Origin of the sequence: Sneathiella limimaris, assembly GCF_012932565.1 — a bacterium.
Lineage (GTDB): Bacteria > Pseudomonadota > Alphaproteobacteria > Sneathiellales > Sneathiellaceae > Sneathiella > Sneathiella limimaris.
In genome coordinates, this window is the sequence record NZ_JABBYJ010000001.1 from 255,956 (window position 1) to 279,191 (window position 23,236).

Annotated in this window: 27 protein-coding genes; 5 read left to right on the top strand and 22 right to left on the bottom strand. The window is 48.4% G+C overall.

What is annotated here, in order from left to right:
• Window positions 1-6: 6 nt before the first annotated feature.
• The 10 genes from HH301_RS01185 to ffh all read right to left on the bottom strand — a co-directional run bounded on the left by HH301_RS01185 (window position 7) and on the right by ffh (window position 9,051).
• The gene (locus HH301_RS01185; RefSeq protein WP_169566208.1) at window positions 7-882 is read right to left on the bottom strand and encodes an HpcH/HpaI aldolase/citrate lyase family protein; all 876 of its coding nucleotides are present in this window, start codon (window positions 880-882) and stop codon (window positions 7-9) included.
• A gap of 182 nt (window positions 883-1,064) precedes the next feature.
• Window positions 1,065-2,087, bottom strand: coding sequence for an aspartate-semialdehyde dehydrogenase (locus HH301_RS01190; RefSeq protein ID WP_169566209.1), 1,023 nt, complete (start codon window positions 2,085-2,087; stop codon window positions 1,065-1,067).
• Window positions 2,088-2,171: 84 nt separating this feature from the next.
• Window positions 2,172-3,284, bottom strand: coding sequence for a 3-isopropylmalate dehydrogenase (gene leuB, locus HH301_RS01195; RefSeq protein ID WP_169566210.1), 1,113 nt, complete (start codon window positions 3,282-3,284; stop codon window positions 2,172-2,174).
• Between the two features lie 62 nt (window positions 3,285-3,346).
• A complete protein-coding gene (gene leuD, locus HH301_RS01200; RefSeq protein WP_169566211.1) occupies window positions 3,347-3,961 on the bottom strand; it encodes a 3-isopropylmalate dehydratase small subunit in 615 nt (204 codons plus the stop codon).
• An 11-nt stretch (window positions 3,962-3,972) separates the two neighbouring features.
• Window positions 3,973-5,379, bottom strand: a complete 1,407-nt coding sequence (gene leuC / locus HH301_RS01205; RefSeq protein ID WP_169566212.1) for a 3-isopropylmalate dehydratase large subunit — start codon at window positions 5,377-5,379, stop codon at window positions 3,973-3,975.
• A 107-nt stretch (window positions 5,380-5,486) separates the two neighbouring features.
• The gene (gene rplS / locus HH301_RS01210) at window positions 5,487-5,873 is read right to left on the bottom strand and encodes a 50S ribosomal protein L19 (RefSeq protein WP_169569451.1); all 387 of its coding nucleotides are present in this window, start codon (window positions 5,871-5,873) and stop codon (window positions 5,487-5,489) included.
• An 11-nt stretch (window positions 5,874-5,884) separates the two neighbouring features.
• Complete coding sequence (gene trmD, locus HH301_RS01215) at window positions 5,885-6,631, bottom strand: tRNA (guanosine(37)-N1)-methyltransferase TrmD (protein ID WP_169566213.1); 747 nt, start codon at window positions 6,629-6,631, stop codon at window positions 5,885-5,887.
• Between the two features lie 15 nt (window positions 6,632-6,646).
• Entirely contained in the window at window positions 6,647-7,210 is a 564-nt protein-coding gene (rimM, locus tag HH301_RS01220; protein WP_169566214.1) for a ribosome maturation factor RimM, read from the bottom strand.
• A 12-nt stretch (window positions 7,211-7,222) separates the two neighbouring features.
• Window positions 7,223-7,654, bottom strand: a complete 432-nt coding sequence (gene rpsP / locus HH301_RS17925; protein ID WP_169566215.1) for a 30S ribosomal protein S16 — start codon at window positions 7,652-7,654, stop codon at window positions 7,223-7,225.
• A 35-nt stretch (window positions 7,655-7,689) separates the two neighbouring features.
• Window positions 7,690-9,051 (bottom strand): signal recognition particle protein, encoded by a 1,362-nt coding sequence (ffh, locus tag HH301_RS01230; RefSeq protein ID WP_169566216.1) that lies wholly within the window; start codon window positions 9,049-9,051, stop codon window positions 7,690-7,692.
• Window positions 9,052-9,310: 259 nt separating this feature from the next.
• On the opposite strand from ffh, the gene dapF reads away from it, so the two are divergent.
• From dapF to HH301_RS01255, 5 genes are read left to right on the top strand one after another with little or no spacing between them, the layout of a single operon-like run.
• Complete coding sequence (dapF, locus tag HH301_RS01235) at window positions 9,311-10,150, top strand: diaminopimelate epimerase (protein WP_169566217.1); 840 nt, start codon at window positions 9,311-9,313, stop codon at window positions 10,148-10,150.
• On the top strand, window positions 10,147-11,421 hold the full coding sequence (gene mtaB / locus HH301_RS01240; protein ID WP_169566218.1) for a tRNA (N(6)-L-threonylcarbamoyladenosine(37)-C(2))-methylthiotransferase MtaB: 1,275 nt from the start codon (window positions 10,147-10,149) through the stop codon (window positions 11,419-11,421). Before dapF ends, mtaB begins: the two co-directional genes overlap by 4 nt.
• The gene (ftsY, locus tag HH301_RS01245) at window positions 11,418-12,365 is read left to right on the top strand and encodes a signal recognition particle-docking protein FtsY (RefSeq protein ID WP_169566219.1); all 948 of its coding nucleotides are present in this window, start codon (window positions 11,418-11,420) and stop codon (window positions 12,363-12,365) included. Before mtaB ends, ftsY begins: the two co-directional genes overlap by 4 nt.
• Before the next feature lie 18 nt (window positions 12,366-12,383).
• Window positions 12,384-12,953 carry a septation protein A gene (locus HH301_RS01250; RefSeq protein WP_169566220.1) on the top strand — a complete coding sequence of 190 codons (570 nt, stop codon included), beginning with the start codon at window positions 12,384-12,386 and terminating at the stop codon, window positions 12,951-12,953.
• Window positions 12,954-12,957: 4 nt separating this feature from the next.
• A complete protein-coding gene (locus tag HH301_RS01255; RefSeq protein ID WP_169566222.1) occupies window positions 12,958-13,800 on the top strand; it encodes a heme-dependent oxidative N-demethylase subunit alpha family protein in 843 nt (280 codons plus the stop codon).
• A gap of 3 nt (window positions 13,801-13,803) precedes the next feature.
• On the opposite strand, the gene HH301_RS01260 is transcribed toward HH301_RS01255, so the two are convergent.
• From HH301_RS01260 to HH301_RS01315, 12 genes are all read right to left on the bottom strand, one after another.
• Entirely contained in the window at window positions 13,804-14,373 is a 570-nt protein-coding gene (locus tag HH301_RS01260; RefSeq protein WP_169566223.1) for an NUDIX hydrolase, read from the bottom strand.
• 41 nt (window positions 14,374-14,414) lie between these two features.
• Window positions 14,415-14,603 carry a hypothetical protein gene (locus HH301_RS01265; RefSeq protein ID WP_169566225.1) on the bottom strand — a complete coding sequence of 63 codons (189 nt, stop codon included), beginning with the start codon at window positions 14,601-14,603 and terminating at the stop codon, window positions 14,415-14,417.
• 48 nt (window positions 14,604-14,651) lie between these two features.
• The gene (gene ccmI / locus HH301_RS01270; RefSeq protein WP_169566227.1) at window positions 14,652-16,031 is read right to left on the bottom strand and encodes a c-type cytochrome biogenesis protein CcmI; all 1,380 of its coding nucleotides are present in this window, start codon (window positions 16,029-16,031) and stop codon (window positions 14,652-14,654) included.
• Window positions 16,028-16,549: a cytochrome c-type biogenesis protein gene (locus HH301_RS01275; RefSeq protein WP_169566229.1), complete on the bottom strand. Its 522-nt coding sequence runs from the start codon at window positions 16,547-16,549 to the stop codon at window positions 16,028-16,030. The genes ccmI and HH301_RS01275 overlap by 4 nt, the downstream gene beginning before the upstream one ends.
• On the bottom strand, window positions 16,549-17,082 hold the full coding sequence (locus HH301_RS01280) for a DsbE family thiol:disulfide interchange protein (protein WP_169566232.1): 534 nt from the start codon (window positions 17,080-17,082) through the stop codon (window positions 16,549-16,551). Before HH301_RS01280 ends, HH301_RS01275 begins: the two co-directional genes overlap by 1 nt.
• Window positions 17,079-19,073 carry a heme lyase CcmF/NrfE family subunit gene (locus HH301_RS01285; protein WP_169566233.1) on the bottom strand — a complete coding sequence of 665 codons (1,995 nt, stop codon included), beginning with the start codon at window positions 19,071-19,073 and terminating at the stop codon, window positions 17,079-17,081. The genes HH301_RS01280 and HH301_RS01285 overlap by 4 nt, the downstream gene beginning before the upstream one ends.
• The gene (gene ccmE, locus HH301_RS01290) at window positions 19,063-19,512 is read right to left on the bottom strand and encodes a cytochrome c maturation protein CcmE (RefSeq protein ID WP_169566235.1); all 450 of its coding nucleotides are present in this window, start codon (window positions 19,510-19,512) and stop codon (window positions 19,063-19,065) included. Before ccmE ends, HH301_RS01285 begins: the two co-directional genes overlap by 11 nt.
• Window positions 19,509-19,706 (bottom strand): heme exporter protein CcmD, encoded by a 198-nt coding sequence (ccmD, locus tag HH301_RS01295; protein ID WP_169566236.1) that lies wholly within the window; start codon window positions 19,704-19,706, stop codon window positions 19,509-19,511. Before ccmD ends, ccmE begins: the two co-directional genes overlap by 4 nt.
• Before the next feature lie 115 nt (window positions 19,707-19,821).
• Window positions 19,822-20,553 carry a heme ABC transporter permease gene (locus tag HH301_RS01300; RefSeq protein ID WP_169566239.1) on the bottom strand — a complete coding sequence of 244 codons (732 nt, stop codon included), beginning with the start codon at window positions 20,551-20,553 and terminating at the stop codon, window positions 19,822-19,824.
• Window positions 20,554-20,596: 43 nt separating this feature from the next.
• Window positions 20,597-21,262 carry a heme exporter protein CcmB gene (gene ccmB, locus HH301_RS01305; RefSeq protein WP_169566241.1) on the bottom strand — a complete coding sequence of 222 codons (666 nt, stop codon included), beginning with the start codon at window positions 21,260-21,262 and terminating at the stop codon, window positions 20,597-20,599.
• Window positions 21,259-21,879 (bottom strand): heme ABC exporter ATP-binding protein CcmA, encoded by a 621-nt coding sequence (ccmA, locus tag HH301_RS01310; protein ID WP_169566243.1) that lies wholly within the window; start codon window positions 21,877-21,879, stop codon window positions 21,259-21,261. The genes ccmB and ccmA overlap by 4 nt, the downstream gene beginning before the upstream one ends.
• Before the next feature lie 90 nt (window positions 21,880-21,969).
• Complete coding sequence (locus tag HH301_RS01315; protein ID WP_169566244.1) at window positions 21,970-23,217, bottom strand: phenylacetate--CoA ligase family protein; 1,248 nt, start codon at window positions 23,215-23,217, stop codon at window positions 21,970-21,972.
• Window positions 23,218-23,236 lie beyond the last annotated feature (19 nt).

The following is a 23,236-nucleotide window of genomic DNA, read 5'->3' on the forward strand; positions in this document are numbered from 1 at the left end:
TCTCCCTCAAGACGCCATTTCGTCAATCGCATCTGCCAAAGCAACTTTCGCCTTGGCAATTTCAACATGCAGGTTCTCAACAAGCTTACCATCCACAAGAACAACACCTTTACCTTCTTTTTCTGCCTGTTCAAACGCTTCAATCACACGGCGAGAATAGACAACCTCATCAGCGGACGGCGCAAAAACCTCATTCGCGGCATCGAGCTGTCTTGGATGTATCAATGTTTTGCCGTCGAAACCAAGCTCTAGACCCTGCACACAAGATGCGCGGTAACCGTCATCATCACCAAGGTCAAGATAAACGCCGTCTAAAACTGTCAATCCATAGGCCCGCCCTGCGAGAAGGCATAATCCCAAGGACGTTATAACCGGAAGACGCATCGCTGTGTGCTGAGCTTGGAGTTCTTTAACAAGATCAGATGTTCCCATAACAAAACAATCGATCCGCTTGGACGCAGAAGCAATTTCTTCAGCCTTCAGAATTCCAAGCGGCGTCTCCATCATGCACCAAATAGAAGTAGTATCAGGCGCACCATTTTCAACCATAAGCTTTTCAAGCTCATGAATTTGAGCGGCACTTTCTACTTTTGGCAGCAATATTGCGTCAGGCGCTGCCTTTGAAGCCGCGATGATATCGTCCCGGCCCCAAGGCGTATCAAGACCATTGACGCGAATAATGATTTCCCGTTTGCCATAATCGCCACTTGCGGCGTTTGCACAAACGATCTCCCGAGCCTCTGCTTTTGCGCCAGGCGCTACAGCATCCTCCAAATCCAGGATCAATCCATCAGCGGCAAGTCCTTTGGCTTTTTCCTGCGCCCGGGCATTGGAGCCAGGCATATACAATACAGAACGACGAGGTCTGAGGGATTTGGGCATGTTTTTCTCCGCTAAACTGACTATTGTCTTTATTTTTTGGCTGCATCATAAGCATTTTTTGCTGCAACGCAACAAAGTTGCGCTTAACCAACAAGAAAAGTAATTTTCTCCCTGAAGTAGACCATAAAAAAACCGCCCGGTAACACCGGACGGTTTATTATGATTTTGATGTAACAGGCTGATTAAGCGGCTTTTTTCAAATACTCACGACCAACTAGTTCTGCAATCTGCACAGTGTTTAGTGCTGCACCTTTTCTGAGGTTATCAGACACACACCAAAGGTTGATTGCATTATCGACAGTGGAATCGTCCCGGATCCGAGAAATAAAAGTCGCATAGTCACCAACACATTCCACAGGTGTGACATATCCGTTTTCTTCCGGATTATCGACAACCATGATGCCAGGTGCTTCTCGCAACAATTCCCGAGCCTCATCAGCAGACAAACTGTTTTCAAATTCGATATTCACGCTTTCTGCGTGACCTACAAAAGTAGGGACCCGAACACATGTTGCATTCAACTTTATCGCAGGATCGATAATTTTCTTTGTTTCCACGGTCATTTTCCACTCCTCTTTCGTGTAGCGGTCATCCATGAAAACGTCGATATGCGGAATTACGTTGAACGCAATCTGCTTTGTGAAGTTTGAAGGTGTTGGCTCATCATGAACAAACATCCCTTTTGTCTGATTGAAAAGCTCTTCCATTGCTTCGTTCCCCGCGCCAGAAACAGACTGGTAGGTAGAAACAACAACGCGCTTGATTTTAGCAGCATCGTGCAAAGGCTTCAGAGCAACAACCAACTGAGCTGTCGAACAGTTCGGGTTCGCGATAATGTTCTTTTTGGTATAACCCGCCGCCGCCTCTGGATTAACTTCAGGTACGATCAGCGGTACATCTGGGTCCATGCGATAGTGGCTTGAATTGTCGATAACAATACAACCCTGAGACGCGGCAATCGGCGCATATTTTGCGGACACAGAACCACCAGCAGAAAACAGTGCGAAATCGGTTCCTGTGAAATCAAAATCGTCCAGGTTCTGGACCGTCAACGTCTTGTCACCGAACGAAACCTGTTTACCCACGGAACGCTTGGAAGCCAGTGCCGTGACTTTAGCAACCGGAAATTGGCGTTCTTCGAGAATATTCAGCATTTCGCGGCCGACATTACCAGTCGCACCGACAACAGCAACATTGTATCCCATGATTTTGATCTTTCATTCACTTTCCCCATGGCGACCGGAATGATCACCATGGAATTTGGTTAAAATGCAAACCTGTAGATAGGGTTAGTTACTCAAACTATCAAGTTCACTAATAATGGCATCCCCCATTTCAGTGGTAGACACCATGTTCTTGCCTTCCGACATGATATCTGCAGTCCGAATGCCTTTTGCAAGAACGTTCTGAACCGCTTTCTCAACCAAGTCTGCCTCATCCGCCATGTCGAAGCTATAGCGCAGCGCCATGCCATAAGACAAAATAGTCGCAATCGGATTAGCTTTTCCCTGCCCCGCAATATCAGGAGCGGACCCATGTACAGGTTCATATAGGGCCTTACGACGTCCGTGCTCGTCGACGTCACCAAGGGACGCGGAGGGTAACATACCAAGAGAGCCTGTCAACATGGCCGCACAATCCGACAAAATATCACCGAAAAGATTATCAGTTACAATCACATCAAACTGCTTAGGCGCACGGACCAACTGCATAGCAGCATTGTCTGCATACATGTGGCTGAGCTCCACATCAGGAAACTCTTCGTCATGGATCTTTGTAACTTCTTCACGCCAAAGAACACCGCTCTCCATAACGTTTGCTTTTTCACTGGAAACCACACGGCCGTTCCGTTTTCGTGCCAATTCAAAAGCGACACGCGCAACACGTTGAATTTCAGGTGTTGTATATACCTGAGTGTTAACGCCTTTGCGAATTCCGTTGCCCAGATCCTCAATACCACGCGGCTCACCAAAGTAAACGCCGCCTGTCAGTTCCCGAACGATCATAATGTCCAGACCACTGACCAATTCTGGTTTCAAGCTAGACGCATCAACAAGCGCATCAAAGCAAATTGCCGGACGCAGGTTGGCGTATAGCTCTAGGTCTTTGCGAAGACGCAAAAGGCCACGTTCTGGCTTAATAGAAAAATCCAGATTGTCCCATTTTGGACCACCAACAGCGCCAAGAAGAACAGCATCTACATTTTGAGCTTTGTCCACAACCGCATCTGTAATCGGGATACCGTGCTTATCGATAGAAGATCCACCTACAAGATCTTCATCCACATCGAATTTTACCGCACGTTTATCTTCCATCCAATCCACGATACGACGGACTTCCGTCATTGCTTCCGGACCAATACCATCACCAGGCAGGATCAGAAGTGACTTGTTAGACGCCATTTTTTCTTCCTATTCTTTTAGTGCTAGGGTAGTGGGAGCCCCCTTAGGCCCCACCCATTACTTTATTCGGCTTGCAACCAAGGCTGACTGAGTTTTTGCTTCTCTTCAAAGCTGTCTACCTTGTCCGCTTTTTGCAGCGTTAAACCAACCTCATCCAGCCCATTGAGAAGGCAATGCTTACGGAAAGGGTCGATCTCGAAAGAAATAGTTCCCCCATCCGGGCCCTTGATTTCCTGGTTGGGAAGATCGACTGTCAGTGTCGCGTTGGATCCGCGGTCAGCATCATCCAAAAGCTTATCCAACTCTTCCTGGGAAACCTGGATAGGCAGAATACCGTTTTTAAAACAGTTGTTATAGAAGATGTCCGCAAAAGAGGTGGAAATAACGCACCGGATGCCAAAATCAGCCAACGCCCAAGGCGCATGTTCCCGGCTGGAACCACACCCGAAGTTATCACCTGCTACAAGGATCTGAGATTGCCGGTAGGCCGGCTGGTTCAGGACAAAATCCTCAACCTCAGATCCATCATTGTTATAGCGCATTTCAGCAAACAGGTTCTTACCAAGCCCAGCTCGCTGAATGGTTTTCAGGTACTGTTTTGGGATAATCATATCCGTGTCGATATTCACCAAAGGCATTGGCGCAGCTACACCGGAGAGAGTTGTAAATTTTTCCATTGTTATCCCCCTTAACCCAATTCGCGAACGTCAGTTAGATGACCTGTAATTGCTGCAGCGGCAGCCATTGCAGGACTGACCAAATGGGTCCGTCCACCACGTCCCTGGCGGCCTTCAAAGTTCCGGTTTGACGTTGAAGCACAACGATCACCTTCATCCAAACGGTCTGCATTCATGGCCAGACACATTGAACAACCAGGCTCCCGCCATTCAAACCCTGCTTCCACAAAGATCTTATCCAAACCTTCTTCTTCTGCTTGCAATTTCACAAGACCAGAGCCAGGAACGATAATGGCGTTTACACTGTCTTTGACCTTCTTGCCTTTAACAATTTCTGCAACGGCGCGCATGTCCTCAATACGGCCATTGGTGCAAGAGCCAACAAAGACATGATCCACAACGATATCTGTCAGTTTCATGCCAGCTTCCAGCCCCATGTATTTCAGGGATCGCTCTGCTGCAACCTGCTTACCACTGTCAGGGAAATCTTTTGGGAAAGGCACTGAAGCTGTAATCGGGAGCGCGTCTTCAGGGCTTGTCCCCCAAGTGACATAAGGAACAATTTCTGATGCTTCCAGAACAACTTCCTTATCGAACACTGCACCTTCATCGGTGGTCAGTGTTTTCCAATAAGCAACAGCTTGTTCATACGCACCAGCTTTTGGCGCATAAGGACGGCCTTTGATATATTCGAAGGTTGTGTCGTCCGGAGCGATCAACCCAGCCCGTGCACCAGCCTCGATCGTCAGGTTGCATAGGGTCATGCGACCTTCCATGGAAAGTGAGCGAACTGCCTCACCCGCGTATTCGATCACGCAACCTGTACCACCTGCGGTACCGATTTTGCCGATGATGGCCAAAGCCAAATCCTTTGCGGTAACACCAACGGGCAATTTCCCATTGACCAGCACCCGCATATTCATAGCTTTTTTCTGGATCAGTGTCTGGGTGGCAAGCACATGCTCCACTTCAGAAGTACCAATGCCATGAGCCAAGGCACCAAAAGCACCATGAGTAGAAGTGTGACTATCACCGCAGACGATTGTCATGCCAGGCAACGTCAACCCTTGCTCCGGACCAATGATATGCACGATGCCGCGCCGATCATCTGTCATGGAGAAATAATTGACGCCGAATGCCTTAACGTTAGCTTCCAGTGTTTCAACCTGAAGCTTACTTTCCGGATCAACAATCCCAAGGTGGAGATCCTTGGTTGGAACGTTATGGTCTGCAACTGCAAAAGTCGCATCTGGTCGACGGACTTTTCGCCCTGCTACCCGCAAACCTTCAAAGGCCTGTGGACTGGTGACTTCATGGACAAGATGGCGATCAATGTATAGCAGGCTCGCACCATCGTCCTGCACATCAACCAAGTGACTGTCCCAAATTTTGTCATACAGGGTTTTCGCTGCACCCATTTCGTGTTCCTCTCTAGTCGGGATTTTATTTTGTTCTTAACAGGAATACCGGCACAGCCGATTGCCATGCCGGTTCCTTTTTAACCAAAATCAGGGCGCCAGAAAACTTATTCAGCAGCTTTCTTGACACCACGATCTTCGCGACGCTCGCGGATACGAGCTTTCTTACCACGAAGACCACGCAGGTAGTAAAGCTTAGAGCGGCGAACAATACCCTGGCGGACAACTTCAATTTTGTCGATCCGTGGAGAATATAGTGGGAATACACGCTCAACGCCTTCACCGTAGGAGATCTTACGAACAGTGAAGTTTGCATTGATACCACCGGAGTTCCGAGCGATACATACGCCTTCGAACACCTGGATACGTTCACGAGTTCCCTCGACAACTTTCACATGCACCCGCAGAGTGTCACCGGGACGGAATTCCGGAGCCGGACGCTCAGCTGTCAGCTTTTCAATCTGCTCTTTCTCGAGCTGCTGGATTGTATTCATAGCTTTCACCTTCATTTCAGTTTTTCATCCGACAGACGGTCCCATAGATCCGCCCGCCGTTGTTTCGTCAACTCTTCGGAGCAGTGTTGCCGCCACTCCTTGATCTTTTCATGATGCCCAGATAGCAAAACCTCCGGGACTTCACGGCCTTCCCAGACCGCAGGCCGGGTATAATGGGAATATTCCAACAACCCGGTCTCAAAACTCTCATCTTCAAGGGACGATTGGTTCCCAGTCACGCCTGGTAATAATCGAACCACTGCATCCAGCATCGCCATCGCAGCAATCTCTCCGCCTGAAAGTATGAAATCCCCTAAGGAAACTTCTTCCAACTCCCGGGCTTCGATAACCCTTTGATCAATGCCTTCAAAGCGCCCACAAAGCAGGATTACTCCTGGTCCTTCAGCGACTTCCCTTATCAGAGACTGGTCCATAACCCGTCCCCGAGGGCTGAAATACATCAATCTTTTATCGCCACCGGAAGCGACTTTTGCCGCATCAATGGCGTTACCCAAAACATCTGGCCTCATCACCATGCCGGCACCGCCCCCAAAAGGACTGTCATCCACCGTATGGTGTTTACCGACTGAATAGTCCCGGATATTGGTCACCTGCAATTCCCAGGCTCCCGTTTCCAGTCCTCGGCCAGCCAACGACTGCCCCAACGGACCCGGAAACATATCCGGAAAAAGAGTAAGAACATGAGCCTTCCAAGACCCGCGATCTTCCTCTTTACATTCAGTGTCGCGCGACAACATCTTCGTCTTGCGCTCCTACCGACTTCCGTCTGAACTCTCTGCAGGTTCCTTATCAGGGACCTCAAAGAAATCATCCGGCAAATTCACCACGATATGCCCTTTTTCCAGATCAACGACCGGCACCATTTCCTTGGTAAAGGGTACCAGAACACTGGATTTTTTCCCTTTTCCCTCTGGCACGATCTCCAGAATGTCCCCACCACCGAAATCATTCAGTCTCAGGATACGACCAAATCGGTTTCCGTCTTCATTAATCACATCCAACCCCACAAGGTCAGTGTGATAGAAGGCATCTTCCTCTTCAATCTCAGGTAACCTGTCTCGCGGAACATAAAGCTCTTGCCCTTTTAGGGCTTCTGCCTGATTGCGATCTGTTACCCCTTTAATCCGGATAACCGGCTGGGACTTTGACATACCCACCAGCGAAACATCAAAAGTCGTTTCACCGGTTTTATTTTCCAGCGGACCATACGCTGCGATATCTTCAGGGAATTCCGTAAAGGATTTGACCTTTAACTCGCCCCTAATGCCTTTTGCGCCAGTAATAACGCCGAGCAGCAGTCGGTCCGACTGTGACATACCAGATAACCCTTAAGCTTCAGCCTTTTCTTCAGCAGCTTCTTCTGCTGGAGCTTCCTCTGCAGCAGCAGCTTCGGCTTTTGCAGCTTCGGCAGCTTCAGCAGCTTCACGAGCAGCTTCTTCAGCTTCACGCAGACGCTCCTGAGCTTTAGCTTTTGGCTTAGCTTTGTTTGGATTATTGCGCTCAACTTTTTCGGAGATTCCAGCTTCAGCCAGGAATTTTTGAACCCGATCTGTTGGCTGCGCGCCAGTTCCGAGCCAATGCTTGATCCGCTCTTCATCCAGCTTAACCCGTTCGCCGCTGTCTTTTGCCAGCATTGGGTTGTATGTACCTACGATTTCAATATACCGACCATCACGAGGGCTACGGACGTCTGCAACTACGATACGGTAGAAGGGACGTTTCTTAGCACCCTGACGGGTAAGGCGAATTTTCAGTGCCATAGTTAAACTTCTCTCTCTTCAGTAAAATACTGTCTTTAAAATTTCATACCTGGGGGAAGAAGGCCTTGCATGCCGCCACGCATGACGCCTTTATTGCCAAGCTTCTTCACCTTTTTCATCATTGACGCCATCTGTTTGTGCTGTTTAAGCAACCGATTAACGTCCTGAACGGACATTCCGGCACCAGCCGCAATGCGTCGCTTGCGAGATGCCGCTATGATTTGAGGATTCCGGCGCTCTTTTGGCGTCATGGATTCCACAATCGCAATCTGTCTTTTCAGCAGCTTGTCATCCAGGTTTGCACCTTCGAGCTGCTTTTTCATCTTACCAACGCCGGGCAACATACCAACAAGGCTGTTCATCCCGCCCATTTTCAGCATTTGCCTTAGCTGGCCTGCCAGATCGTCCAAATCGAACTGGCCTTTTTGCATCTTCTTGGCGAGGCGATCTGCTTCGTCTTTTTCGATCAGTTCGGAGGCTTTTTCCACCAGCGATACAACATCGCCCATACCAAGAATTCGGTTTGCCAACCGATCCGGGTGGAATGCTTCCAGCGCATCCAGTTTTTCACCAGTACCCAACAACTTGATCGGGCAACCTGTGACTTCCCTCATGGAAAGTGCAGCGCCGCCGCGGCCGTCGCCGTCGATTCTGGTCATGACCACACCGGTTACATCAACCCGCTCTTTAAACTGCTGCGCAACATTGACTGCGTCCTGACCAGTCAAGCTGTCTACAACCAAAAGAGTTTCTGTTGGTGCGGAGATCTCATGGACAGCCTTCATTTCGGCCATCAATTGCTCATCGACATGCAAGCGGCCGGCGGTATCCAACATAACGACGTCGAAACCTTGCAGTTTGGCTGACTGAAGCGCCCGCTTGGCAATTTCGACAGGCTGCTGTCCTTCAACAATCGGCAGTGTGGTGATGTCAGTTTGCTCACCCAGAACACGCAGCTGCTCCTGAGCAGCTGGACGGCGGACGTCAAGAGACGCCATCATCACTTTCTTACCCTTTTTCTCGGTAAGATATTTGGCGATCTTGGCGGTAGATGTCGTTTTACCAGAACCTTGCAGACCAACCATCATGAAGACAACCGGTGGCACCGCCAGCAGGTTTAGTTCCTGCGATTCGGACCCGAGAGTTTCAACAAGCTGATCATGGACCACCTTGATGACCATTTGGCCAGGGTTGATGGATTTGAGGACTTCTGTGCCAACTGCTTTGGTTTTGGCTTTCTTGATAAAACTTTTAACAACAGGCAGTGCAACATCAGCTTCCAACAAGGCCACGCGGACTTCGCGCATAACCTCATTGACGTCTGCTTCCGTAAGGGCGCCCCGCTTGGTCAATTTGCCAAGTACGTCGCCTAGTCTGCCCGTCAGATTTTCAAACATTCAGTTAAAACCTGTGTTTCATCAATCAGTTAAATTCGTTACCAAGCCTCAAAAAAGAGCTAAAATCCATACAACGCAAAAAGCGCCAGTGCACGAAACTCGTGGACTGACGGGTACCTTATACGGCACGGATTTATAACACTCATTTGAGCTGAGTGCGGTGAAATAGCCATAGAGGAGGGGAAGAGTCAAGTTTTTCCGCGCAGTTTCCATAACTATTAACTGGACCCAAGCCACAATAACCCCTATATCGCGCGATATGGAACAAGTCGCTTTTAAAAAAATGCATGGGCTCGGCAATGACTTTGTCATCATCGATGGACGTGAAAACGATCCAAAACTGACCCCTGCCAATTTGCGAGCGATCGGTGATCGGCACAGAGGAGTTGGTTATGACCAACTTGTTGTCCTGGAACCAACCGAAGCTGCTGATGTTTTTATGCGGATATACAACTCCGATGGGACAGAGGCTGAAGCTTGTGGCAATGCGACCCGTTGTGTCGCCCATCTTATGATGCAGGAAACCAATTCCGACTCTGTTGTGATTGAAACTGTGGCTGGCTATCTAAAAGGAACCAAGGGATCCAATGCCCCTATTGTTATTGATATGGGCAAACCGCGTCTTAACTGGCAAGCCATTCCTTTGGCCCGTGAGGAAGACACCGATCATGTGTCGATCGCCGCAGGCCCCCTCAGCGATCCGGTTGCAGTCAATATGGGTAATCCTCATCTAGTCTTTTTTACAGATGATGCTGAAAGCATTGATTTGGAAAAATGGGGTCCCATTCTGGAGCATGATCCACTTTTGCCAGCCAAAGCCAATATCAGCGTAGTCAGTCAAAATACGGATAGTTCCCTTCGTCTTCGGGTATGGGAACGGGGCGTTGGAATTACTTTAGCTTGTGGATCAGCTGCTTGCGCAACAATTGTCGCCGCTACCCGTAGAGGATTAGTGGACCGCAAAGCAACAGTTCACTTGAATGGCGGCCCTCTGCTGATGGAATGGCGTGAGGACGACCATGTTCTGATGGGCGGTGATATCGCCTATTCCTTTGAGGGTATTTTGAACCCTACCCTGCTGGAAGGAGCAGAACAATGAGTTCAGGTCCTTTAAAACAGCCCGAGATAGTCACCTTCGGATGTCGACTTAATACCTATGAATCTGAGGTTATGCGCGGACATGCCACAGCAGCGGGTCTAAATAACGCAGTAATCATAAATACCTGTGCCGTTACGAACGAAGCCGAAAGACAGGCCCGTCAAGCGATCAGAAAAGCAAGACGGGATCATCCTGACGCAAAAATTATTGTAACAGGATGCGCTGCCCAGACTAATCCCGATCAGTTTCAGGAAATGACTGAGGTGGATCAGATCCTTGGTAACCTGGAAAAACTGGAACCGGAATCCTTTGGCCTTGAGGCTGCGGAGAGAGTTCAGGTGAATGACATCATGTCTGCAACTGAGACCGCCAGCCACCTTTTAGAAGGTTTTGAGGGGCGCGCGCGCGCTTTTCTACAAATTCAAAATGGGTGTAATCATCGCTGCACTTTCTGCATTATTCCTTATGGCCGCGGCAACAGTAGATCAGTGCCCCTTGGTGCCATCGTTGAGCAAGCCCGAAGTCTAACCGAAAATGGTTATCAGGAATTTGTACTAACAGGCGTGGACATCACAGCCTATGGGGAGGATCTTCCGGGCACCCCAACCCTAGGGCAAATGTGCCGCCGATTGCTGGCTGCTGTTCCAGATATCAAACGCCTTCGGCTCTCCTCCCTCGATCCAGTAGAGATCGATGAAGATCTTTGGCGCCTGATCGAAAAAGAAAAACGATTAATGCCACACCTGCATATTAGTCTGCAGGCGGGTGACGATATGGTTCTAAAGCGGATGAAGCGCCGACATTTACGTCAGGATGTTTACGATTTTGTCGAAAAAGCACGTAGCTTAAGGCCTGATGTGGTTTTTGGAGCGGATATCATTGCGGGCTTCCCAACCGAAACTGATGAAATGGCTGAGAATAGTCGCCTGCTACTGGAAGAATGCGACATAACTTACGCACATGTTTTCCCATATTCAGAGCGTCCCGGAACTCCAGCGGCTAAAATGCCTCAAGTTCCTGGAAACATTCGAAAGGAGCGCGCAGCTACCCTTCGTGCAGTTGGTGAGGAAAATCTCGCACGTCACCTGAACAGTCTCGTGGGCCAAAAATTACCGGTCCTTGCCGAAAATGAAACAACTGGCCGAACTGAAACATATGCTCCAGTAAAATTTGATTTCACTGCAGAACCAGGTACGATCTTTGACGTTATGATTACAGGCAGCGATGGTCAGAAGCTGCATGCAAATCTTGAGGTAGCTAAAGCTTTATGAGTGATACGTCCCCAAAAGAAAAAAAGGGCTGGTTCAGTCGACTTAAAGACGGTCTCAAACGATCCTCTAATGCCATTTCATCCGGTATCTCCGATATTTTCACCAAGCGTAAGCTCGATGATGACGTCGTAGAAGAACTAGAGGAGCTTTTAATTAGCGCTGATCTAGGTGTGTCTACAGCAGCACGGATAGCTGCAAACATTGCCAAAACCCGCTACGACAAAGAGATTTCCCCCGAAGAAATTCGGGAGGCGCTGGCAGAAGAGGTTGCCACTATCCTGGAGCCTGTTACCCAACCATTTAAGTTGCAGGAAGGTTTAAAACCCCACGTAGTTTTAGTCATCGGCGTGAACGGATCAGGTAAAACCACTACGATAGGAAAGCTCGCCAAACAATATAGTGATCAGGGTAAAAAGGTCGTTCTTGCTGCTGGTGATACTTTTCGTGCCGCTGCGATTGAACAACTCTCTATCTGGGGAGAGCGAACAGGCGCCAAAGTCATCACGACCAAAGTTGGTGGAGATGCTGCGGGTCTTGCCTATAGCGCATATGAACAGGCCGTCGAAGAGAACGCGGATCTCTTGCTGATTGATACTGCTGGTCGTCTCCAAAACAAATCAGATTTAATGGCGGAACTTGAAAAAATACTCAGGGTTTTAAGAAAGCTAAACCCTGATGCTCCCCATTCAAGTATTCTGGTTTTGGACGCCACCACCGGACAAAATGCCCTCAATCAGGCAGAAATTTTTGGCAAAGCCTGCGATGTGACTGGCCTTGTCATGACCAAGCTGGACGGAACAGCTCGCGGCGGCGTGCTTGTCGCCATTGCAGATAAGTTCAAGCTACCTGTCCATGCCATTGGCGTTGGTGAAGGCATCGAGGATTTGCAACCATTTGCCGCTAAGGATTTCGCTCGCGCCCTTGCTGGTGCAGACAACAACTAATACCGGAATTAAGTAATCATGTCACAAGGCCGTATGCCACAAGCGATCAAAACAGCAACTGAATTGGGACCAATCCTCCTGTTTTTCGGGGCTTACTATTTGTATGATTTGTATGTGGCAACTGGCGTCATTATGGTGACCACTCTGATATCATTGGCGGTTTCCTACTATTACGAACGACGCCTGCCAGCCATGCCGCTGGTCACCGCAGTTGTGGTCACTATCTTTGGCGGCCTCACCCTATATCTGAACGATGATACGTTCATAAAAATGAAGCCTACAATCATCTACGTCCTTTTCGCAGCAGCCTTGGGTGCCGGTCTGTTACTTGGTAAATCCTTCATTAAAACACTCTTTGGCAACTTCTGGGATCTGGAGGATGCTGGTTGGAAACAATTAACCGTAAGGATGACCTTGTTCTTTTTACTACTCGCTCTTGTCAATGAAGTTGTCTGGCGAAACTTCTCAACGGACCTCTGGGTCAACGTAAAGGTTTTCGGCTTTACGGGCATTACCTTCATCTTCTTTTTGGCGCAAGTCCCACTCATTACGCGCTACACTAAGAAAGACTCAACGAGCGAAGGTTAAGTAGGTGGCACTTCCCTATTTCCCAGTTGAGCAGGGTGATTTCCGTCTAAGCATGGGTTTAAAACCGCTCCAGGACGATAGCTGGATTGAGGTAGATGAGAACTATACGACTGAAACGGCTCAGCGCAGAGAGCTGCTAACAAAGCAGAGAGAAAAAGTTTTTGCATCCACTCCCGAAGCGAAAACTGCTGAACAGGAAGTCTTAAGGCGCGTGTTGGCAAAACTTAAAAAAGATCATCCCAACATTGATACAGCCCATCACTTGAACGATCCTAACCCCCTCGCACGCGCAGCAGCGCTTGTTCAAGAGGATTTGGTTATCATGCAGGAGAAAGAGAATGGCTTCGCACTAACGGCTGCCGCTGTCTGCTTTCCATCTGCTTGGGACTTAGCCAGTAAAGTTGGGCGAACCATGCGTCAAATTCATGATCCGGTCCCGCGTGTAAATACGGAAATCGGTCGGTCGATTGATCTTTTCTTCAACAACATGAAGTCATCAAAAAACGTACAGCGGTTCAATTGGGGCCTATACGACAGCGATGCATTGTTCCAACCAAGTTGGTGGCGGACGCAACAGGCAGCACCTGAGATCACGCAAGAAACAGTCGGCTCAAAGATTTTCTTTCGCGTTGAAAAACAAACTCTTCAAAGATTGGAAAACGGTCGTGACACGCTTTTTACGATCCGGATTTTCAACACTCCCCTTGAAGAGGTTGCCATCGATCCAAACAAGGCAGCGCAACTATCAAAAGCCATTCAGACCATGCCAGAAGACTTCAAGGGTTATAAATCGATCAACAAATACCAGCATCTTTTAATACCCTATCTGGAGGCTCAGGCTCTTTAAGGGTTAAGCTCGTCTCATCAATTCAAAAGATCGTTTTGCAATATCGCCATCCGCATTTCCAAAGGGCACAAATGCGGATTTTTCTTTGATCTGATCGTAATGGTGAAGGGCCCAATAGACAGTCGGGAACGCCAAATCATTCCAAGGAATTTCACTCCACCTAAATAGCTCAACTTCCAAAGATTCGGGACCCGCCGAAAAATCAGGTTTTGTCAGCTCCGCCCGATACATGATCTGGACCTGACTAATATGAGTGATGTTGTAAATAGCCAATAGGTCGCGAATTTGAATATGGGCATTAGCCTCCTCCATCGCTTCCCGAGCCGCACCTTCTTCTGTCGTTTCCTGCTGCTCCATGTAGCCTGCGGGTAAGGTCCAGAAATTTTTTCTTGGGTTAATAGCCCGGCGGCACAGAAGGAATTTATCCTCATATGTGACGACAGATCCGACAACAATTTTAGGATTTACATAATGTACCCAGCCACAATCCTGACAGACATCCCTCTCGATACTATCTCCCTCAGGAACCTCCCGAGAAAATCCATAATCAAGTGGGTTAGTAGAGCCAGACATCTTAACTCCCATCCTGAAAACAGTCAGAACTGCCGCAGCCTTCAAACACTAATATCAATCGTGCGGCCAATTCCACTAAACGTCATATCAGGACGCTGGTCGTTTATAATAACGGGCTTATCAACTTTTTCGACAGGTCGAACTTGTTGTTCTGCAGCAGAAAAATTCTGGCCGAACATCCGCCCAGACATTTGCACACCGCCCGCTACAGTTCCTGATATTTTTACCATTGCTGCTAAATCCTACTCTTGTGGATTTCTATCCACGGAGGAAGATTATCAATTCTCAGACTGTTGGGAAAGGGAGTTTATTGCCTGCTGAACATTTGCGTAGATTTTACTTCCCTCCGGCACCAACTTAAGCATCTGTTCCCAATGAGTTCGGGCTTCTTGAGTATCGCCTTTGAGTGCAGCCGCAACACCTAAATACCAATGCGCTTCTGGGATTGTTTCATCAAGGTCAAGAATTTTGCGATAAACCTGCAATGCAGTTTCAGGTGGCTCCCGCCCCTCTGATCCCAGAACCAAAGCTAACGCCTGAAATACAAGTGGCTCAGGATTTTTAGGTTGTAAGACAGCCGCTCGGCTATAGGCGTCTGCTGATTTCTCAAACTGTTTAAGCGTCGAATAGGCTCTGCCCAGCTTCATCAATCCAGGGAAGTCAGGGTTTTCAGCCATTCGATCCGCTAACCCTGCAACCATGGAATTTATCATGTCTTGACGATCTGCAGCAGACAGCTCTGCTGCTGCTTCCATATCTTCGCGCGACGGGCCTTTATCTCCTGTCGGAAGTTCCTTACTTGCCAGTAATTCACTTACATCTTTGCCAAGCTCAGATGCAACAGCCTCAATACGTTTTGCCAGAATAGGCATGTAGGGCGCTTCAGGTTCGCTATCTTTATAGAGATTGCTCCATTTAGTCAGAGCCACTGCCAGTTCACCATTTTGTGCATCGTACAAGGCCAAGTAGAACCGCGCACCCGGATGGAGAGGATCAAGCGAATAGGCCTTTTTGAAATTTTGAAGTGCAGCGTCACTTACTGTCCCATCAGCAAGGAAAAAGAAGTTTTCAGCTGCACCGACATAAAGATCTGCATCCTCAGGTGCAAGACGGGTTGCCTGCAAGTAAGTATTTGCTGCGTCCTCATACCGGCTCATTCGGTTCAAAGTACGTGCCAGCAAGACCCATCCGTCTAGATTGTCCGGCTGCTCCTGAAGTTTTTCCGCCAACCTTTTTACAAGACTACCAAGATCCTGGGTTGCAAATTGACGTTTTTCGGCTTGTATGTCGCGGGAGGCTAGCGGTTTTGAGGGAAGATCTGGTGATCCAAGATAGGAATAAAGCCGCAGAGATCCCAAAGACAGAACAAGCACAATCAAAACCGCTTTCACTGCAAGATGAGTTTCCGCTTTTTGCTTTATTTGTTGTTCTTCACCTGCCCTTAAAATCCGACGCTTGATTTCAAGTCGCACGGGCTCTGCGTCAGCCTCCGAAACAACACCTCGCTCAACATCCTCCTCAAGCTCTTTCAGCTGATACTTATAAACATCTAAGCCCTGAAGTTGGTCCTCTGCTGTTCGAGATGATTTCCAGAGAAACGGCCAAATCAGAATAATCGCTGCAAAGGCGAGAGTAGCGCACAACACCACCCAGATCATCTCTTTTTCTCCTCAGCGTCATCCTCAAGCAACGTCTTGAGCTTCTGTTCTTCCTCTGGTGTCAGTGCACTGGAAATGCCGCCGTCCGCCACAGCTTCTTTAGACTTGCGGCGAAGAAATTGCCACATGAACACCGCTCCAATGAAGAAAAACAGAACCGGCGCTAACCAAAGCAATAAAGTTCTTGGTTTGAAAGGGGGATCTAGAAGAACCCAGTCACCATATCGGGATACTAAATAAGTTTTGACCTGATCATCACTGTCCCCAGCCGCAACCCGCTCTCTCACAATAGATCTTAAGTCTTTGGCAAGATCCGCGTTACTATCCATGATCGATTGGTTTTGGCACACCAGACATCGAATTCCATCTGCAATGTCTCGTGCTCTTTCCTCAAGCTTGGGATCTTCAAGCCGTTCCTCAACAAATATCGCATTTGCGGCAGACACAAACAGAACAAACACGCTCAACGTTATCAATAGACTTGATACCAGCCTTTTATAAAGCTGAAGATCTGTCATTAACCCAAATTCCCAGTAAGCCGAGGGAGGATTTTCTGCTGCAGGTCTCTCTCTGTTATTGGACCAATGATTTTATCCAAGATTGTGCCATCAGGCCCCATAATGAAAGTTTCTGGAACACCGTACACACCGAAATCGATGCCAACGCGCCCCTTCAAGTCCATGCCTGTTCGGGTATAAGGGTTGCCATGTTTCTTCAACCATTTAGCCGCTGCTTCTGGCGTGTCCTTATAGTTTAATCCGAAAATTTCGACTTTTCCTGCTCGCTTTAGTTCCATCAGTGTTGGATGCTCCGCCAAGCAGGCGACACACCAGGAAGCGAAGACGTTCAACAAGGTGACTTTACCGGAGCGCAGATCCGTTGCAGACAAATCCTCTCCATAACCTGGAACTGCAGTAAGAGAAAATTCTGGAGCCTTTTTATCAATCAGCTCAGACGGAATTTCACTTGGATCCAAATAAAATAAGGCATAAAGCATAACCCCAGAAATCACGGCAAATGTGATTAGCGGCGCAAGGAATTTTAATTTCATCCGGACACCTCTGCTGGCCTTTGTGGTTTCGTTGATGCCTTACTCTTTTGAACAGACCCAATGCGGAAACGTCGATCACTCAGGCTGAAAAGACCACCAATGAACATCACGATCGCGCCACCCCAAATCCAGGATACGAATGGCTTGTGATAAATCCGGGTTGCGTGGCCACCTTTACCATCACTTTCCCCAATTACCACATAAAGGTCCGCGCTTAGCATCGGCCAAATAGCAGCTTCAGTGGTCTCCATAGGCGGTGATTGATAAACGCGTTGTTCCGGCGTTAAGGTTACGATCTTTTGGCCCTCTTTAGTTACGTCAAAAGTGCCACTTAACGTATCATAGTTGGGCCCGCGCCCCTCAGCTGCGCCTTTAAAGGTAAATTCATAACCGCCGACCGACACAGTTTCATTGGGCATCATGACGCCCAATCGCTCACTTTGCCAAGCTTCCGACGCGGTAACCCCAAGGATAACCATTGCTACACCTAGATGGGCAAGAGTCATGCCATGAGCACTTCTCGGCAAGTTCCTCATACGTTTGAAACTGTTGGAAAAACTAGTTCTAAATAGTTTGATGCGCTCCGCCCATTCAATCAAAACTGCTGCTGTCAGCCATGCGAATAAGGCCATACCTACAAATGCTAAAACTGGGCCTTCATCAACGATCCACCATGTCACCCCAAGCAAAACAAGAACAGCAACGACCGCAAGCTTTAACCGATCAAGTACGGATTTCAAATCGGCTCGCTTCCAAGGAAGGAACGGTCCAAACGCCAACGCCACGATGAGTGGCATAGCAAGCGGGAGAAACGTGGAGTTAAAGAAAGGGGGGCCAACCGAGACTTTCGCACCTGAAACTGCATCCAGAAATAACGGATATAAGGTTCCCAATAAAACCGTTGCCGCAGCTGTCGATAGCAGGAGATTGTTGAAAACCAGTGCCCCTTCACGACTAATCGGCGCGAAAACCCCACCACCACGCATTTTCGGTGCTCGAATTGCATAAAGTGTCAGAGACCCGCCAACGACAACAAACAGGAAAGCCAGAATGAAAACGCCTCTTTCAGGATCTGTTGCGAACGCGTGTACAGAATTAAGCACACCGGAGCGAACAAGAAACGTACCTAGCAGAGAAAAACTGAAAGCAATAATTGCAAGCAAGATGGTCCAGTTTTTCAAAGCATCTCGTTTCTCAACAACAATGGCAGAGTGCAATAGAGCCGTAGAAATCAGCCAAGGCATAAAGGAGGCATTTTCAACGGGGTCCCAGAACCACCAACCACCCCAGCCGAGCTCGTAATAGGCCCACCAGGAGCCGAGCGCGATCCCGAGTGTCAAAAATCCCCACGCAGCCAACGTCCAAGGGCGAACCCACCTCGCCCAGGCCGGATCGACTTTTCCCTCTATCAAAGCTGCGATCGCAAAGGAAAAGGTTACAGAAAGTCCAACATAACCCAGATAAAGAAAAGGCGGATGAAAAGCCAACCCTGGATCTTGTAGCAGCGGGTTTAAGCCTCTCCCCTCAAACGGGGCCGGATCTAGCCGCTCAAACGGATTTGATGTAAAAAGAATGAACAATAAAAAGCCGACGCCAATTAAACCCTGAATGGACAACACCCTGGCTTTAAGGGATGCAGGGAGATATCGACCAAAGATTGCAACGGCAAGCCCAAACAACGCTAGGATCCAGGCCCAAAGAAGCAGTGAACCTTCATGATTGCCCCAAACGCCACTAATTTTATACAGAAGCGGTTTTAATGAGTGAGAATTTTCCGCCACGTTAGAAACTGAAAAATCACTTCCTAAATAGGCAACAGTCAGGGCAAAGAAACTAAGCGTTACAGCGAGGAATTGAACGAGCGCAGAACTGGATGCAAAGTTCATCATAGGAAGATTGCGGCGGCCCGCACCAACCAGTGGAACAGTTCCTTGTAAAAGAGCAACAATTAGAGCCAGAATTAAGCCAAATTGACCAAGTTCAGCTGTCATTGCCTGCCTCTTTCTCTTTCCATTGACCCCTTTCCTTCAAACTCTCCGCAACTTCTGGCGGCATATAATTCTCGTCATGTTTAGCAAGAACATTGGTCGCCCTGAAAACTCCGTTTTCGTCCATTTGGCCTTCAGTGACCACACCTTGGCCTTCACGAAATAAATCTGGAACCAAACCTCTATAGTGAACTTCAACGCTTTCAGCCATATCCGTGACTTTAAAGCGGATTTCCACCCCATCCTTTACATAACTTCCTTCTTCAACAAGGCCACCTAAACGGAATGTCCTGCCTGCAGGAACTGGTTTCTCAACCAGATCGGAAGGGCTGTGAAAAAACACTAGGCTATCTTCAAAGGATGAGAGCACAAGAGCCGCGGCAACCCCGAGCACAGCCAAGCCGGAGAGAACAATATAGAGGCGACGCTTTTTCCTAGTCATACTGTTTTCTCCCTCGCCTGGCGTCTTTGAGTCCGAGCAAGTTGCCGTTCCTCCTCCAACGGTTTTAACAACCGCTCAGTCACTTTCAACTTACGAATACTGAGAAAAACAAGAAGAAAAAGGACAAGGGCCGATAACCCATATGACGGCCAGACAAAAGCCGCATAGCCACCCATGTGCAGAAATTCACTCAACGATCCATCCATCCCAGCTCAGACCTCTGGTTATAGCCTTGATGCCTATATAATCTGTCTAGCCTTGTTTTCCAAGATTTCCAGGGCAAATGCGTCAGAATGACGCTCTAGGCCGCTATTCCTGAAGACGATTTATCTGCAACATTCGCAAGCGGCGGCTTAAGATTTCAGACTTCACCCGAATGATGAAGACACTCGCGAACAGAGCCAAATAAGCAACACCCATGATTAAAAGTGGCGTAAGAATTGAGCTATGAATTTTGGGCCCTTCCATAGTTGCCACGCTCGCTGGCTGATGGAGAGTGTTCCACCAATCAACAGAAAACTTGATAATCGGAATATTGATAACACCGACGAGCACCAGAATTGCCGCTGCTTTAGCTGCCTTGGACTGATCATCAAAACTGGACCACAGAGCCATATATCCTAGATACAGAAAAAACAGGATCAGCATGCTGGTCAATCTCGCATCCCACACCCAATATGTTCCCCACATCGGCTGCCCCCAAAGAGCACCGGTAACGAGCGCCAGAAATGTGAAACATGCCCCAATCGGAGCAGAGGCCTTGGCAGACAGGTCCGCAACAGGATGCTTCCAGATCAAGCCGACCGCAGAGGCAACCGCCATCATCACATATATGCTCATGGACATCCACGCAGCCGGGACGTGCACAAACATGATCCGAACCGTGTCGCCTTGCTGGTAATCTCTCGGAGAGACAAACAAGGCCATATATAAGCCAATCGCCAGCAGAATAACCGCTAACCCTGAAACCCAAGGGAATATGGCATCCGAAATTCTTAAGAAACGGGCCGGATTTGCAAACTTATGTAAATCCACTGCCATTATTCAACCGCCTGCTCTTCTCTCATGGTCCAATTCTTCATTCTTACTCAACCGCTAGTCTTAAGGCTGCCCCAGACGCAATCGGACTTACTACCAACGCCCCCAATGACAAACCACCGAGTAACATCAAATGGGATTTCACTGGCAACATTCCGATCGATGCCTCGACGGCTGCTACGCCGAAAATAAGTACTGGAATATATAAGGGCAAGACCAGAAGCGACAACAGGACACCACCGCGACGCATCGCCACAGTAAGAGCACCGCCAATTGATCCTATTAAACTCAAAACTGGCGAGCCAATCATTAAGGATAAAACCATAACCCAGATCCCGTCCGTCGGCAGATTAAGGGATATAGCAACAATTGGTGTGATCAGGATCAATGGAACAACAGAGGTAATCCAATGAGCCGAAATCTTCGCGAGAACCATAAACTCAATTGGCAAGGGCCCCTGCATCAGTTGTTCGAGCGTACCATCCTCATAATCAGCCTGATACAGCCGATCCAAAGTCAACAAACATGCTAGTAGTGCCGCCACCCAAAGGACCCCAGGTGCGATCCGAGCCAAGATATTTAGCTCAGGCCCGACACCCAACGGAAATAAGGTCACCGCAATTACAAAGAAAGCCAATGTCATCGGAATTGTGCTTCCCTGCCGATATGCCAGCTTCAAATCGCGAAGAAACAACGTCCAAAAGGCGATCAAGACAGGTCTCCAGCATATTCAGAAATATCGAGAATATCCTCTGTCCCTGTTCCTAGATCCTGGTGTGTTGCCAGTACGGCCATTCCTTTGGCAGCTATATGCTTTTTCAAGACACTCCGAAATAAGTCGATATAGTGACTGTCGAGTGAACTAATCGGCTCATCCAGAATCCATAGAGGCGTGTTACTGATCAACAGCCGAGCCAAGTTGGATCGCTTCTTCTGTCCCGCCGATAGGTTTTGTGTGGGGTAATCAGCGATTTTATCCAACTCGAATGTAGTTATGGCTTCCGCCACGTCACTACTTCCCCGATATTTAGACCAAAAGCTCAGATTTTCGCGTGGTGAAAACGAACCTTTCAAAGCATCTTGATGTCCAATGTAAGAAAACTCTCTTTGGTACTCCATAGGGTCATCACCCACAGACTTTCCGTTCCAGAGAAACTCTCCTGAAGCGGGTTTAAGGAGACAAGCCAGGACACGCAGCAATGACGATTTGCCGGATCCATTGGGACCTTTTACCCAAAGTACGCGACCCGGGGACAATGAAAAGTCAACACCTTGAAAGATGCACCTTTCCTGCCGAATACAGGACAAATTGCTTGCAGCTAGAGTCATAGACCTAAACGCCCATAAAAAAAGGAACAATCCTTGACTACAGGATTGTCCCTTTAATCGCAATAGACTTAAGAAGTCTTGATTCTGGGCTTATTCGTATGTCCGTTGGTCATCAATAACCTTACCGTCATTGGCCAGACTACCAATAGCCACAAATTCAACATCACCCTTCAGTTTGCAAAGACTCTGAACTGATTGTGCAACGGCAGCTTTTAAATCTTCACTTCCACCGTCCACTTCACACTGAAGCGTCATCTGGTCCACATTGTCAGAACTCGTAACGACGAGGCGAACTTTCTTCAGTTCTGAATGTCTTTTCTGGACGTCCGCCACACTACCTGGGTGTACGAACATTCCTTTCACCTTGGCAGTTTGATCGGCTCGGCCCATCCAGCCTTTAATCCGCGGTCCTGTCCGCCCGCAAGAGCTCCCCTCAGGCAGAAAAGCGGACATGTCACCAGTACCGAAACGAATGAGTGGATATGTTTTATTGAACGTTGTAACGACAACTTCGCCAACTTCACCAGGGGCAACTGGATCTCCGGTGCCTGGGCGAACGATTTCGACAATAATCCCCTCATCGATCGTCATGCCTTCCATGGCTTCAGTTTCGTATGCAATTAGTCCAAGATCAGCAGTACCGTAGGACTGGATTACTGTTTCAATACCCATATCCTGTAATTGCTGGCGCAAGGAAGGAGGCAGCGCTTCACCGCCCACGCTCGCAACCTTCAGAGAAGACATATCCATTCCAGCTTCCTTGCCTTTTTCCAGCAGGATTTTAAGAAAAGAAGGGGTCCCCACATAGGCTCTCGGCTTCAAAGTAGCGATCGCCTGAAGTTGCATTTCTGTATTTCCAATACCGGCCGGAAATACTGGACAGCCCACAGCGCGGGCACCACTTTCCATCATGTGTCCGGCAGGTGTCATGTGATAGGAAAACGTATTATACACCAGGTCACCGGGACGGAAACCAGCCGCCCACATTGCCCGGCCCATCCGGAAATAGTCTTTGGTACTCTGACCTGGCTCAAAAATTGGTCCTGGTGACATAAAGACGTTTGCGACAGATCCAATATCCTCACCATTTAGCCCACCTAAGGGTGGATTATCTTTCTGTTTGGCAATTAGGTCTGATTTACGCGTTACCGGTAGTTTAGCCAACTCTTCGAGACTATTCACAGACGCTGGATCAACATCCTTCAGGATTTCCCCAAAATAGGCGGAATTCGTTTTTGCATGCGCCAATTGTTCCTGAAGCTTCGCAATCTGGTCTTTCAGCCGTTGCTCAGAAGATCTGGTCTCCAGATCATCATAATATTTACCAGAGCCTGTCATGTTTTTTCTCTTTCTAATC